This window comes from Streptomyces sp. NPDC037203 (assembly GCF_055605065.1).
Window position 1 is genome coordinate 133,589 of the sequence record NZ_JBVJUC010000010.1, and the last position, 13,836, is coordinate 147,424.

12 protein-coding genes are annotated in these 13,836 nt (G+C 71.1%); 10 read left to right on the top strand and 2 right to left on the bottom strand.

Translation table 11 applies throughout. The features are described from left to right. The first annotated feature begins 23 nt into the window (after window positions 1-23). Window positions 24-2,000, top strand: a complete 1,977-nt coding sequence (thrS, locus tag ACZ7EC_RS25395) for a threonine--tRNA ligase (protein WP_471065976.1) — start codon at window positions 24-26, stop codon at window positions 1,998-2,000. A 72-nt stretch (window positions 2,001-2,072) separates the two neighbouring features. Beyond that, a complete protein-coding gene (locus ACZ7EC_RS25400; RefSeq protein ID WP_471065978.1) occupies window positions 2,073-2,630 on the top strand; it encodes an HIT family protein in 558 nt (185 codons plus the stop codon). A gap of 69 nt (window positions 2,631-2,699) precedes the next feature. Here the strand turns inward: ACZ7EC_RS25400 and ACZ7EC_RS25405 are convergent, their stop codons facing one another. Together ACZ7EC_RS25405 and ACZ7EC_RS25410 are read right to left on the bottom strand one after the other, a co-directional pair. Further along, complete coding sequence (locus tag ACZ7EC_RS25405; protein WP_471065980.1) at window positions 2,700-4,346, bottom strand: hypothetical protein; 1,647 nt, start codon at window positions 4,344-4,346, stop codon at window positions 2,700-2,702. A 189-nt stretch (window positions 4,347-4,535) separates the two neighbouring features. Further along, on the bottom strand, window positions 4,536-6,734 hold the full coding sequence (locus tag ACZ7EC_RS25410) for an elongation factor G-like protein EF-G2 (RefSeq protein ID WP_471065982.1): 2,199 nt from the start codon (window positions 6,732-6,734) through the stop codon (window positions 4,536-4,538). 384 nt (window positions 6,735-7,118) lie between these two features. Between ACZ7EC_RS25410 and pgsA the strand changes: the two genes are divergently transcribed. The 8 genes from pgsA to ruvC all read left to right on the top strand — a co-directional run bounded on the left by pgsA (window position 7,119) and on the right by ruvC (window position 13,692). Beyond that, complete coding sequence (pgsA, locus tag ACZ7EC_RS25415; protein WP_397986886.1) at window positions 7,119-7,838, top strand: phosphatidylinositol phosphate synthase; 720 nt, start codon at window positions 7,119-7,121, stop codon at window positions 7,836-7,838. Further along, complete coding sequence (locus ACZ7EC_RS25420; protein WP_471065984.1) at window positions 7,835-8,743, top strand: phosphatidylinositol mannoside acyltransferase; 909 nt, start codon at window positions 7,835-7,837, stop codon at window positions 8,741-8,743. Before pgsA ends, ACZ7EC_RS25420 begins: the two co-directional genes overlap by 4 nt. Further along, a complete protein-coding gene (locus tag ACZ7EC_RS25425) occupies window positions 8,740-9,903 on the top strand; it encodes a glycosyltransferase family 4 protein (RefSeq protein WP_471065986.1) in 1,164 nt (387 codons plus the stop codon). The genes ACZ7EC_RS25420 and ACZ7EC_RS25425 overlap by 4 nt, the downstream gene beginning before the upstream one ends. Window positions 9,904-10,030: 127 nt before the next feature. Then, window positions 10,031-10,573, top strand: coding sequence for a LemA family protein (locus ACZ7EC_RS25430; protein ID WP_471065988.1), 543 nt, complete (start codon window positions 10,031-10,033; stop codon window positions 10,571-10,573). Window positions 10,574-10,700: 127 nt separating this feature from the next. Then, window positions 10,701-11,606, top strand: a complete 906-nt coding sequence (pdxS, locus tag ACZ7EC_RS25435) for a pyridoxal 5'-phosphate synthase lyase subunit PdxS (RefSeq protein WP_037651067.1) — start codon at window positions 10,701-10,703, stop codon at window positions 11,604-11,606. Window positions 11,607-11,633: 27 nt separating this feature from the next. Continuing rightward, complete coding sequence (gene pdxT, locus ACZ7EC_RS25440; protein WP_471065990.1) at window positions 11,634-12,239, top strand: pyridoxal 5'-phosphate synthase glutaminase subunit PdxT; 606 nt, start codon at window positions 11,634-11,636, stop codon at window positions 12,237-12,239. A gap of 48 nt (window positions 12,240-12,287) precedes the next feature. Next, window positions 12,288-13,040, top strand: coding sequence for a YebC/PmpR family DNA-binding transcriptional regulator (locus tag ACZ7EC_RS25445; RefSeq protein WP_397986890.1), 753 nt, complete (start codon window positions 12,288-12,290; stop codon window positions 13,038-13,040). A gap of 118 nt (window positions 13,041-13,158) precedes the next feature. Further along, on the top strand, window positions 13,159-13,692 hold the full coding sequence (gene ruvC, locus ACZ7EC_RS25450) for a crossover junction endodeoxyribonuclease RuvC (protein ID WP_471065992.1): 534 nt from the start codon (window positions 13,159-13,161) through the stop codon (window positions 13,690-13,692). Window positions 13,693-13,836: the final 144 nt, after the last annotated feature.

Here is a 13,836-nt window from a genome sequence, read left to right on the forward strand (position 1 = left end):
CCACCTTCAGTCAGGAGAGACCGGTGTCAGACGTCCGTGTGATCATCCAACGCGATTCCGAGCGGGAAGAACGCGTGGTGACGACGGGCACTACGGCCGCCGACCTCTTCGCGGGCGAGCGCTCGATCATCGCCGCGCGTGTGGGCGGCGAGCTGAAGGACCTCGCGCACGAACTGTCCGACGGCGACGAGGTCGAGGCCGTCGAGATCACCTCCGAGGACGGCCTGAACATCCTGCGCCACTCCACCGCGCACGTCATGGCGCAGGCCGTGCAGGAGCTGTTCCCCGAGGCCAAGCTGGGCATCGGCCCGCCGGTCAAGGACGGTTTCTACTACGACTTCGATGTCGAGAAGCCGTTCACGCCCGAGGATCTCAAGGCCATCGAGAAGAAGATGCAGGAGATCCAGAAGCGCGGGCAGAAGTTCGCCCGCCGCGTCGTCACCGACGAGGCCGCCCGTGCGGAGCTGGTCGACGAGCCGTACAAGCTGGAGCTGATCGGCCTCAAGGGCTCCGCGTCGCACGACGACGGCGCGGACGTCGAGGTCGGCGCCGGCGAGCTGACGATCTACGACAACCTGGACGCCAAGACCGGCGAGCTGTGCTGGAAGGACCTCTGCCGCGGTCCCCACCTGCCCTCCACCCGCCTCATCCCGGCGTTCAAGCTGATGCGCAACGCGGCCGCCTACTGGCGCGGCAGCGAGAAGAACCCCATGCTCCAGCGCATCTACGGCACCGCCTGGCCGTCCAAGGACGAGCTGAAGGCGTACCTGGAGTTCCTCGCCGAAGCCGAGAAGCGCGACCACCGCAAGCTCGGCGCCGAGCTGGACCTCTTCTCCATCCCCGAGCAGATCGGCTCCGGCCTCGCCGTCTTCCATCCCAAGGGCGGCATCATCCGCCGCACCATGGAGGACTACTCGCGGCGCCGCCACGAGGAAGAGGGCTACGAGTTCGTCTACACCCCGCACGCGACGAAGGGGAAACTCTTCGAGACCTCGGGCCACCTGGACTGGTACGCCGACGGCATGTACCCGCCCATGCAGCTCGACGAGGGCGTGGACTACTACCTCAAGCCCATGAACTGCCCGATGCACAACCTGATCTTCGACGCGCGCGGCCGGTCGTACCGTGAGCTGCCGCTGCGCCTCTTCGAGTTCGGGACCGTGTACCGGTACGAGAAGTCGGGCGTCGTGCACGGCCTCACCCGCGCCCGCGGCTTCACGCAGGACGACGCGCACATCTACTGCACCCGTGAGCAGATGTCCGAGGAGCTGGACAAGACCCTCACCTTCGTCCTCGGTCTGCTGCGGGACTACGGTCTGACCGACTTCTACCTGGAGCTGTCGACCAAGGACGAGACGAAGTTCGTCGGTTCGGACGAGGCGTGGGAGGAGGCCACGGAGACCCTGCGGCAGGTCGCCGAGAAGCAGGGCCTGCCCCTGGTACCGGATCCGGGCGGCGCCGCGTTCTACGGCCCGAAGATCTCCGTGCAGGCCAAGGACGCCATCGGCCGCACCTGGCAGATGTCGACCATCCAGCTCGACTTCAACCTGCCCGAGCGGTTCAACCTGGAGTTCACCGGCTCCGACGGCTCCAAGCAGCGCCCGGTCATGATCCACCGCGCGCTGTTCGGCTCCATCGAGCGCTTCTTCGCGGTCCTCCTGGAGCACTACGCGGGCGCCTTCCCGGCGTGGCTGGCGCCGGTGCAGGCGCTGGGCATCCCGATCGGCGACGCCCACGTCGAGTACCTGGAGAAGTTCGCCGCGGCGGCCCGCAAGCAGGGTCTGCGCGTCGAGGTGGACTCCTCCTCGGACCGGATGCAGAAGAAGATCCGCAACGCGCAGAAGCAGAAGGTGCCCTTCATGGTCATCGCGGGCGACGAGGACATGTCGAACGGCTCGGTGTCCTTCCGCTACCGCGACGGTTCCCAGGAGAACGGCATCCCGGTCGACGAGGCCATCGCCAAGATCGCCAAGATCGTGTCGGAGCGGGCCCAGGTCTGACCCTGGCCGGGAAGGGCCCCCGGCGGACGTCCGTCTCCGGGGGCCCTGGCCTGTCCCGATGCCTTACGCCATATGCTGCATGGCATGACCAGTGAGCCGGAGCAGCAGATCGGCGTGGGGACGCAGGACGCGTTCCAGCGCCTGTGGACGCCTCATCGGATGGCCTACATCCAGGGCGAGAACAAGCCGAGCGGCCCGGATGCCGGAGACGGCTGTCCCTTCTGCTCGATCCCGGCCAAGTCCGACGAGGACGGCCTGATCATCCGCCGTGGCGAGCACGTCTACGCCGTCCTGAACCTGTACCCGTACAACGGCGGCCACCTGATGACCGTGCCCTACCGGCACGTGGCCGACTACACGGACCTCACCGGTCCGGAGACCGCAGAGCTGGCGGAGCTGACCAAGCAGGCGATGACCGCCCTGCGCACCGCCTCCGGGGCGCACGGCTTCAACATCGGCATGAACCAGGGCGCGGTGGCGGGCGCCGGCATCGCCGCCCATCTGCACCAGCACGTGGTGCCCCGCTGGGGTGGCGACACCAATTTCATGCCGGTGGTGGGCCACACCAAGGTCCTCCCGCAGCTCCTCGCCGACACCCGCAAGATGCTGGCGGACGCCTGGCCCGCGTAGACCGGGACGCCGCGTACAAGAGGGCGCCCCCCTTGCTCAGGGGGGCGCCCTCCTCGGGTGTCGGACGCGTTACGCGTCGTACAGGTCGGCCTTGCGCGGGGACGGGTCCTGGACCAGTCCGCTGAGCACCGAGGAGCGGTTGCCGAACTTCTCCGTGTCGACGCCGTGTTCCTTGAGGACCTTGATCGCGGCCGCGTGCACGACCCGCAGTACCGGGGTGGCCGCGCGCAGCGCGTCGTCGGCCATGAAGCGGTGCTTCCACGGCTGGTCCGCCCAGGCGTGCCGCAGTCCGAACGGCTCGGGCAGGCCCAGGGAGCCGCCGAGCCAGTTGAGCAGCGGCGGGTACCAGGTCAGCGGGGCGCGCACGGCGAGCCGTACGACCTCGTCGGTGGTCATCAACGGCAGGTTGATCTTGCGGGTCTCCCAGGGCTTGAGGGTCTTGGCGACTTCCTTGGTCGGGGCCTCCGGCTTGCCCCAGAACAGCCCGTTGACCGGGCCGAGGGCGTGGCCGGTGACCTCGATGCGCAGCGTTTCGTGCAGCACGGTGACCGTGATCATCATGGTGATCACCAGCTGGCCGTCCCACAGCGTCCACTGCACGCCCAGGTAGTGCCGGTCGCCCTTGCCGAACTGCTGCTTGTTGCAGATCTCCTGTATGGCGTGCGGCTTGACCTGGAATGCCTCCACGTCGGTGCCCTCGGGGCGGGAGACCGCCGCCGCGCCCTCGGGGATCGGGGTGACGATCCAGTGCTTGACCGACGGCTTGGGGAAGCCCCCGGTGTTCAGCGGGCCGCGCTCCAGCAGCGCCAGCTGGTCGTGGATCGCGCGGATGACGTCCCAGCTGCGGAACGGGTGGATCTCGCGGCCGGGGTCGGCGGAGACCAGTTCCTCGGCGAGCTGCCAGGAGCCCCAGCGGGTGCCCATGCCGAGTATGCCCTTGGGGCCCGCGTAGAAGACCGAGTTGGACTGCTGCTCGGCGCTGAGCCGGGCCAGGGATTCGCGCAGCGCGTCGGCGGCGCTCTGGTTCGGGCCGCGCGGCACCGCCTCGGGCACCTTGATGCCGACGCTGCTGCCCGACAGCAGGCCGTCCCAGCGGGCGCGCAGGTCGTGGGCGGTGCGCTCGCAGATCCGCTTGGCCAGGTACCAGCCGATGACGGGCAGCACCACGGCCGCCCGTGCATACCATCCCCAGAAGCCGCCGAACGGCATCTTCCACAGGAACAGCGCGGCCAGCAGGCCCACGCCGAGGAGCAGGGTGGTGGCCAGGGTGCCGGCCCGTTTGTCGTCCCGTCTGGCGACGAAGGCGCGCAGCTGGAAGACGAGCAGCCAGCCGATCAGTCCCGGCAGGAAGATCAGACCGCACAGGACCGTCACGAGGGTCAGCCGGTTGTCGCGCTCGCGGCGGATGTTGTTGGCCGCCAGGCAGTGCTCGACCACGAACTGGGGTTCGGAGCCGAAGGACTGGATGAGCGGCTTGCGGCCGGGCCCGAGCATGCGGTCCACGACGGCGCGGGAGAACGCCTCACCGAGATTGGGCCGGAACAGCCGGATCCTGCCGCCCTTGACGGTGGACTGGTGCCATTCGTTGTCGGCGTCCTTGATCTTGTCGACCGGGCCGTCCCGGTAGGCCGCGGAGGCCAGCGCGGCCGTCGCCGCCTGCTGACCGTCGCCGGAGACGGGCACCTGGGGCCCGTCCCACTCCGTTCCAAACGACATTCCCGCCCCCATCGCCGCCGGTGTCGCTTCTGCGGCCTTCCCGACTTCCCTGCCCCGCACACCTGTCGGGCCCGTCGTCGTACCGGAACCGGACGGCCGGCGCGGGACGTGCCCTGGGTGATCAGCGTATCCGCCGGGCCCGGCGGACGGGGGGCGGACGGCGGAAGCCGTCCGTCCCGAATCGGTGAACTACCCGTCGTCCCCGCCCTGTTCGCGGATGCGTTCGGCGATCTGCGCGGGCATCGGCTCGTGCCGCGCGTACGTCCGGTCGAAGCGGGCCGTGCCGTGGGAGAGCGAGCGGAGGTCGACGGCGTAGCGGCCGATCTCGAACTCGGGGACTTCGGCCCGGATCAGGGTGCGGCCGGCGCCCACCTGTTCGGTGCCGAGCAGCCGGCCGCGGCGGCCGGAGAGGTCGCTCATCACGGCGCCCACGTAGTCGTCGGGGACCAGGACGCCGACCTCGGCGACGGGCTCCAGCAGATGGATCCTCGCGTCGGCGGCGGCCTCGCGCAGGGCGAGCGCGCCCGCGGTCTGGAAGGCGGCGTCGGAGGAGTCCACCGAGTGCGCCTTGCCGTCGAGCAGGGTGACCCGTATATCGACGAGCGGGTGGCCGGCGGCGACGCCCTTGGCGGCCTGGGCGCGCACGCCCTTCTCCACGGAGGGGATGAACTGGCGCGGCACCGCCCCGCCGACCACCTTGTCCACGAACTCGATGCCCGAGCCGCCGGGCAGCGGTTCGACCTCGATCTCGCAGATGGCGTACTGGCCGTGGCCACCGGACTGCTTGACGTGCCGGCCGCGTCCGGTGGCCTTGCCGGCGAACGTCTCGCGGAGGGAGACCTTGTGCGGTACGACGTCGACCTGGACGCCGTAGCGGCTGCGCAGCCGTTCCAGCGCGACGTCCGCGTGCGCCTCGCCCAGGCACCACAGCACCACCTGGTGGGTGTCCTGGTTCTGCTCCAGGCGCATCGTCGGGTCCTCGGCGACCAGCCGGGACAGCCCTTGCGAGAGCTTGTCCTCGTCGGCCTTGCTGTGCGCCTGGATGGCGACGGGGAGCAGCGGGTCCGGCATCCGCCAGGGCTCCATCAGCAGCGGGTCGTCCTTGGCGGAGAGGGTGTCCCCGGTCTCGGCGCGGGCGAGTTTGGCGACGCACACCAGGTCGCCGGCGACGGCCCGGTCGACCGGCCGCTGCTGCTTGCCGAAGGGCATGGACAGGGCGCCGACCTTCTCGTCGACGTCGTGGTCCTCGTGGCCCCGGTCGGTCAGGCCGTGTCCGGAGACGTGCACCGGCTGGTCGGGGCGCAGGGTGCCGGAGAAGACGCGGACCAGGGAGAGGCGGCCGACGTAGGGGTCGGAGGCGGTCTTGACGACCTCGGCGGCCAGTGGTCCGTCGGTGTCGCACGGTTTGAGTTCGCGGGGTTCGCCGTCGATGGTGGTCACGCCGGGCACGGGGTGCTCGAAGGGCGTCGGGAAGCCGCCGGTGACCAGGTCGAGCAGTTCCACGGTGCCGAGGCCCTGGCGGGCGCCGTCGGCGGCGGGGGCGGCGGCCAGCACCGGGAAGAAGCTGCCGCGGGCCACGGCCCGTTCCAGGTCCTGGACGAGGGTCTTCAGCTCGACCTGCTCGCCGCCGAGGTAGCGGTCCATGAGGGTCTCGTCCTCGCTCTCGGCGATGATCCCCTCGATGAGCCGGCCGCGGGCCTCGTCCAGGTCCGGCAGCTGCTCGGGGCCGGGTTCGGACTCCTTGCGCTCACCGGTCGAGTAGTCGAACAGCTTGCGGGTGAGCAGTCCCACCAGGCCGGTGACGGGCGCATGTCCGTCGGGCCCCTCGGGGCCGCGCAGCGGCAGGTACAGGGGGAGTACGGCGTCGGGGTCGTCGCCGCCGAAGGCCTCGGCGCAGAGCCGGGTCGTCTCCTCGAAGTCGGCGCGGGCCGCCTCCAGGTGGGTGATCACGATCGCGCGGGGCATCCCGACGGCCGCGCACTCCTCCCACACCATGCGGGTGGAGCCGTCCACGCCGTCCGCGGCCGAGACGACGAAGAGGGCCGCGTCCGCGGCGCGCAGACCGGCCCGCAGTTCCCCGACGAAGTCGGCGTAGCCGGGGGTATCCAGGATGTTGATCTTGATGCCGTCCCAGGCGACCGGCACCAGGGAGAGCTGGACGGAGCGCTGCTGGCGGTGCTCGATCTCGTCGTAGTCGGAGACGGAGCCGCCGTCTTCCACGCGGCCCGCCCGGTTCACCGCCCCGGCGGTCAGCGCGAGGGCCTCCACCAGGGTCGTCTTGCCGGATCCGGAGGGGCCGACCAGCATCACGTTCCGTATGGACGCGGGTTGGTCGGCCGTCAGAGCCCTGCCGGCGGCTCCGGGGTGTGCATGAGTCTTGTCGCCCATGATCCTGCCTCCCGTGCACGGTGAGGTCATCGGGGCGCGGACACGCGAACCGCGTGCTGCGGCGGCTTCGGCGACGCCCGCGGTTATTCGAGCTTTCCACTCCCGTCACGCCGCGTCCATACGACGGCTCCGATCCCGCCGGCCACGCGGTCCCGCGGTGGCCGCCGCCCGTTTCCCGCGCGGGGGCCCGGCGATTCTCCCGGCCGACGCCCCGCGCGGGGTGGTACGGGCCGCTCTGACCGCCGGGCCCGCGTTCCGCTGAGGTCGGCGCCCCGCGCGGGGTGGTACGGACCGCTTCCGGGCCGCTGCGCGCGAGCCCGGCGCACCACCTCGGCGCACGGGCCGCGGGTGCCCGCCCGCCACGCGCACGCGCGCGTGGCTACGATGGGCCAGCCGACGGCCATCAGGGCCGCGGCGACACCGACCGTCGGGAAGGCCATGCTGAACAAGTACGCGCGTGCATTCTTCACGCGTGTCCTCACACCGTTCGCCGCGTTTCTCATCCGGCGGGGGGTGAGCCCCGACACGGTCACGCTGCTCGGCACGGCGGGCGTGGTCGCGGGCGCGCTGGTCTTCTACCCCCGAGGCGAGTTCTTCTGGGGCACGGTCGTGATCACCCTGTTCGTCTTCTCCGACCTGGTCGACGGCAACATGGCCCGCCAGCTGGGCCGTTCCAGCCGCTGGGGCGCCTTCCTGGACTCCACTCTGGACCGGGTCGCCGACGGCGCGATCTTCGGCGGCTTCGCGCTCTGGTACGCGGGGCGGGGCGACGACAACATGATGTGCGCGGTCTCGATCTTCTGCCTGGCCAGCGGCCAGGTGGTGTCGTACACCAAGGCGCGCGGCGAGTCGATCGGGCTGCCGGTCGCCGTCAACGGGCTGGTCGAGCGCGCCGAGCGGCTGGTGATCTCGCTGGTCGCGGCCGGTTTCGCGGGTCTGCACAAGTTCGGCGTGCCGGGCATCCAGTGGCTGCTGCCCATCGCCCTGTGGATCGTGGCCGCGGGCAGCCTGGTCACCCTGGTCCAGCGGGTCGTCACCGTGCGCCGGGAGTCCGCGGAGGCCGAGGCGGCCGCGCGGCAGGACGCGAGCGGAGCGGCGCAGTGAGCCTCGCCGACCGGCTCAGCGACGGGCTGTACGGCGCGGGCTGGAGCACCGTCAAGAAGCTCCCGGAGCCCGTCGCCGCCCGCCTCGGGCGCTCCGTCGCCGACCTCGCCTGGAAGAAGCGCGGCAAGGGTGTGCTGCGCCTGGAGGCGAACTACGCGCGCGTGGTGCCCGGTGCCACCCCCGAGCGGCTCGCGGAGCTCTCCCGCCAGGGCATGCGCTCCTACCTGCGCTACTGGATGGAGTCCTTCCGGTTGCCCGCCTGGAGCCCGGAGCGGATCAAGGCGGGCTTCGATCCCAAGGACGTCCACCACCTGACCGAGGGCCTCGACTCCGGCAAGGGCGTGATCCTCGCCCTGCCGCACCTGGCCAACTGGGACCTGGCCGGCGCCTGGGTGACCACGGCGCTGGGCACCCCGTTCACCACGGTCGCCGAACGCCTCAAGCCCGAGACGCTCTACGACCGCTTCGTCGCCTACCGCGAGGGCCTCGGCATGGAGGTGCTGCCGCACAGCGGCGGCTCCGCCTTCGGCACCCTGGCCCGCAGGCTGCGCGACGGCGGCCTGGTCTGCCTGGTCGCGGACCGGGACCTGTCCGCCTCCGGTGTCGAGGTCGACTTCTTCGGCGAGCAGGCCCGGATGCCCGCCGGCCCCGCCCTGCTCGCCCAGCACACCGGCGCCCTGCTGCTGCCGGTCACCCTCTGGTACGACGACTCGCCGGTCATGCGGGGCCGGGTCCATCCCCCGCTCGGGGTGCCCGCGTCGGGCACCCGTGCCGAGAAGACGTCCGTCATGACCCAGGCCCTGGCCGACGCCTTCGCCACCGGGATCGCCGAGCACCCGGAGGACTGGCACATGCTCCAGCGGCTGTGGCTCGCCGACCTCGACCCCGCGAAGGGACCCGCGTGAGAATCGGGATCGTCTGCCCGTACTCCTGGGACGTGCCCGGTGGCGTCCAGTTCCACATCCGCGACCTCGCCGAGTACTTCATCCGCCTCGGCCATGAGGTCTCGGTGCTGGCCCCGGCCGACGACGACACCCCGCTGCCGCCGTACGTCGTCTCGGCGGGCCGCGCGGTCCCGGTGCCGTACAACGGCTCGGTGGCCCGGCTGAACTTCGGCTTCCTGTCGGCCGCGCGGGTCAGGCGCTGGCTGCACGACGGCGCCTTCGACGTGGTGCACATCCACGAGCCGACCTCGCCCTCGCTGGGCCTGCTCACCTGCTGGGCGGCGCAGGGCCCGATCGTGGCCACCTTCCACACCTCCAACCCGCGCTCGCGGGCGATGATCGCCGCGTACTCCATCCTCCAGGCCGCCCTGGAGAAGATCAGCGCCCGGATCGCGGTGAGCGAGTACGCCCGGCGCACCCTGGTGGAGCACCTGGGCGGGGACGCGGTGGTGATCCCCAACGGGGTCGACGTCGACTTCTTCGCGAAGGCCGAGCCGAAACCCGAGTGGCAGGGGGAGACGATCGGCTTCATCGGCCGTATCGACGAGCCCCGCAAGGGTCTGCCCGTGCTGATGCGGGCCCTGCCGAAGATCCTGGCCGCCCGCCCCGGCGCACGGCTGCTGGTCGCGGGCCGCGGCGACGAGGAGGCGGCCGTCGAGGAACTGCCGGCGCCGCTGCGTTCGCGGGTGGAGTTCCTCGGCATGGTCAGCGACGAGGACAAGGCCCGCCTGCTGCGCAGCGTGGACGTGTACGTGGCGCCCAACACCGGCGGCGAGAGCTTCGGCATCATCCTGGTCGAGGCCATGTCGGCGGGCGCCCCCGTGCTCGCCTCCGACCTCGACGCCTTCGTGCAGGTCCTCGACGAGGGCCGGGCGGGCGAGATCTTCGCCAACGAGGACGCCGACGCGCTCGCCGACGCCGCCGTACGGCTGCTCGCCGACGAGGAGCGCCGGGCCGCGCTGCGCGCCCGCGGCAGCGCCCATGTGCGGCGCTTCGACTGGTCCACGGTCGGCGCGGACATCCTCTCCGTCTACGAGACGGTCACGGACGGCACCACGGCGGTCGCGGCGGACGAGCGGTCGACGGGGCTGCGGGCGCGGTTCGGACTGGCGCGGGACTGAGGGTCCCGGACCCCGGCTCGGACCCCGTCCGGGGCCGAAGCCTTGTGCGCGGGTGAAGCGCGCGGGTGAAGCAGGCGCCTTCCGGGCGCGCGTCCGGGGGCCGGCGGGCTGCCGATAGCCTTCCCGCGTGACCGCAACCCTCATCTGGATCCTCGTCGCCCTCCTCGCGATCGGCGTCTACTTGAGCTGGACCGCAGGCCGCCTGGACCGGCTGCACGTACGGATGGACGCGGCCCGCGCCGCACTCGACGCCCAGCTGCTGCGCCGCGCCTCCGTCGCCCAGGAACTCGCCACCTCCGGCGTGCTCGACCCGGCCGCCTCGATCGTGCTGTACGAGGCCGCGCACGCCGCCCGGCAGGCCGAGGAGGAGCAGCGGGAGGTGGCCGAGAGCGAGCTGAGCCAGGCGCTGCGCGCGGTGTTCGGGGAACCGGCCCAGGTGGAGGCGCTGCGCGAGGCGCCCGGCGGCGAGGACGCGGCCCATGAGCTGGCCGAGGCCGTGCGCCGGGTCCCGATGGCCCGCCGCTTCCACAACGACGCCGTGGGCGCCGCCCGCCGGCTGCGCGGGCACCGCAAGGTCCGCTGGTTCCGGCTGGCCGGCCACGCCCCCTTCCCGCTGGCCTTCGAGATGGACGACGAGCCGCCCGCCGCCCTGGTGGAACGGGTCGCCTGACCGCTCCTCACCTGGCATTCCCAGCGAAAACGAGCCACCGGCTTTCCATTGGCCCTTGCTGTGGCCTGGTCCGCTCGCGTTTCCTCGGTGCAGCAGAGAACCCTCTTTCACTTCAGTGAGGTCGCCCGTGTCCACCACCGAGAACCAGGCTCCCGAGACCGGTACCGCCCGCGTGAAGCGCGGCATGGCCGAGCAGCTCAAGGGCGGCGTCATCATGGACGTCGTCACCCCGGAGCAGGCGAAGATCGCCGAGGACGCGGGCGCCGTCGCCGTCATGGCCCTGGAGCGGGTCCCGGCCGACATCCGCAAGGACGGCGGGGTGGCCCGGATGTCCGACCCGGACATGATCGAGGGCATCATCGACGCCGTCTCCATCCCGGTCATGGCCAAGTCCCGCATCGGCCACTTCGTCGAGGCCCAGGTCCTCCAGTCCCTCGGCGTGGACTACATCGACGAGTCCGAGGTCCTCACCCCGGCCGACGAGGTCAACCACTCCGACAAGTGGGCGTTCACCACCCCGTTCGTGTGCGGCGCCACCAACCTGGGCGAGGCCCTGCGCCGCATCGCCGAGGGTGCCGCGATGATCCGCTCCAAGGGCGAGGCCGGCACCGGCAACGTCGTGGAGGCCGTGCGCCACCTGCGCCAGATCAAGGGCGAGATCGCCAAGCTGCGCGGCTGCGACAACAACGAGCTGTACGCCGCCGCCAAGGAGCTGCGCGCCCCCTACGAGCTGGTCAAGGAGGTCGCCGAGCTGGGCAAGCTGCCCGTGGTGCTGTTCTCCGCCGGCGGCGTGGCCACCCCGGCCGACGCGGCCCTGATGCGCCAGCTCGGTGCCGAGGGCGTGTTCGTCGGCTCCGGCATCTTCAAGTCCGGCGACCCGGCCAAGCGCGCCGCCGCCATCGTGAAGGCCACCACCTTCTACGACGACCCGAAGATCATCGCGGACGCGTCGCGCAACCTCGGCGAGGCCATGGTCGGCATCAACTGCGACACCCTCCCCGAGACCGAGCGCTACGCGAACCGCGGCTGGTAAGCACGGGACCACAGGTATCCGAATCCCATGAACATTCCTGTCATCGGTGTCCTGGCGCTCCAGGGCGACGTACGGGAGCACCTCATCGCCCTGGCCGCGGCGGACGCCGTGGCCAGGCCGGTGCGGCGCCCCGAGGAACTCGCCGAGGTCGACGCGCTCGTCCTGCCCGGCGGCGAGTCCACCACCATCTCCAAGCTGGCCGTGCTGTTCGGCGTGATGGAGCCCCTGCGCGCGCGGGTGCGCGCCGGCATGCCCGTCTACGGCACCTGCGCGGGCATGATCATGCTGGCCGACAAGATCCTCGACCCGCGCTCGGGCCAGGAGACCATCGGCGGCATCGACATGATCGTGCGCCGTAACGCCTTCGGACGCCAGAACGAGTCCTTCGAGGCCGCGGTCGACGTGCGCGGCGTCGCGGGCGATCCTGTGGAGGGCGTCTTCATCCGCGCCCCCTGGGTGGAGTCCGTGGGCGCGGGAGCCGAGGTGCTCGCCGAGCACGGCGGTCACATCGTCGCCGTCCGCCAGGGCAACGCGCTCGCCACGTCCTTCCACCCGGAGCTGACGGGCGACCACCGTGTGCACGCCCTGTTCGTGGACATGGTGCGCGCCAACGCCACCACGGAGTCCTTGTAGGATCTCAGGCGTTCGTTCATAGATGGGTAACGCGAAGGAGACAGGCAGATGTCCGGCCACTCTAAATGGGCTACGACGAAGCACAAGAAGGCCGTGATCGACGCCAAGCGCGGCAAGCTCTTCGCGAAGCTGATCAAGAACATCGAGGTCGCCGCGCGCATGGGCGGCGTGGACCTCGACGGTAACCCGACGCTCTACGACGCCGTCCAGAAGGCCAAGAAGCAGTCGGTTCCGAACAAGAACATCGACTCCGCGATCAAGCGCGGTGGCGGTCTCGAAGCCGGTGGCGCCGACTACGAGACGATCATGTACGAGGGTTACGGTCCGAACGGTGTCGCGGTGCTCATCGAGTGCCTCACCGACAACCGCAACCGCGCCGCCTCCGACGTGCGCGTGGCCATGACCCGCAACGGCGGCAACATGGCCGATCCGGGCTCCGTGTCGTACCTCTTCAACCGCAAGGGCGTCATCATCGTCCCCAAGGGCGAACTGACCGAGGACGACGTGCTCGCCGCGGTCCTGGACGCCGGTGCCGAGGAGGTCAACGACCTCGGCGAGTCCTTCGAGGTGCTCAGCGAGGCCACCGACCTGGTCGCGGTCCGCACCGCCCTCCAGGAGGCCGGTATCGACTACGACTCCGCCGAGGCCAACTTCGTCCCGACCATGCAGGTCGAGCTGGACGAAGAGGGCGCCAAGAAGATCTTCAAGCTGATCGACGCCCTGGAGGACAGCGACGACGTGCAGAACGTCTTCGCCAACTTCGACGTGAGCGACGAGGTCATGGAGAAGGTCGACGCCTGAGGCGTGGAGCATCGCGAACGGGCCGGCGGGACACACCCCGCCGGCCCGTCGCGTTGCCACGGGCACCCGATAGCCTGCACAAACAGGTGATCGAACAGTCGTAGCGAGGGGGGACCCGGTGCGGGTACTGGGGGTGGATCCGGGGCTGACCCGGTGCGGGGTCGGAGTGGTGGAGGGGGTCGCCGGGCGCCCGCTCACCATGGTCGGCGTCGGTGTCGTGCGCACCCCCGCCGACGCCGAGCTCAGCCACCGGCTGCTCGCCGTCGAGCGGGGCATCGAGCAGTGGCTGGACGAACACCGGCCCGAGTTCGTCGCCGTGGAGCGCGTCTTCAGCCAGCACAATGTGCGCACCGTGATGGGCACCGCCCAGGCCAGCGCCGTCGCCATGCTGTGTGCCGCCCGCCGCGGGATCCCCGTCGCGCTGCACACCCCCAGCGAGGTCAAGGCCGCCGTCACCGGCTCGGGCCGCGCCGACAAGGCGCAGGTCGGCGCCATGGTCACCCGGCTGCTCCGGCTCGCCGCGCCCCCCAGGCCAGCCGACGCCGCCGACGCCCTCGCGCTCGCCATCTGCCACATCTGGCGCGCCCCCGCCCAGAACCGGCTCCAGCAGGCCGTCGCCCTGCACACCGCACACCCGCCAAAGGGCCGGTGAACGCGAGAAGAGGGCCGCGCCCGAGCAGCGAAAGCCGTACGTGATCGACCATGACCGCCCACCCGTTCCCGTGATCATCGGGGCGTACCACTCGGGCTGTCAGTGCCACCGCATAACCTGGCCCGGCAACACCACCCACACGAC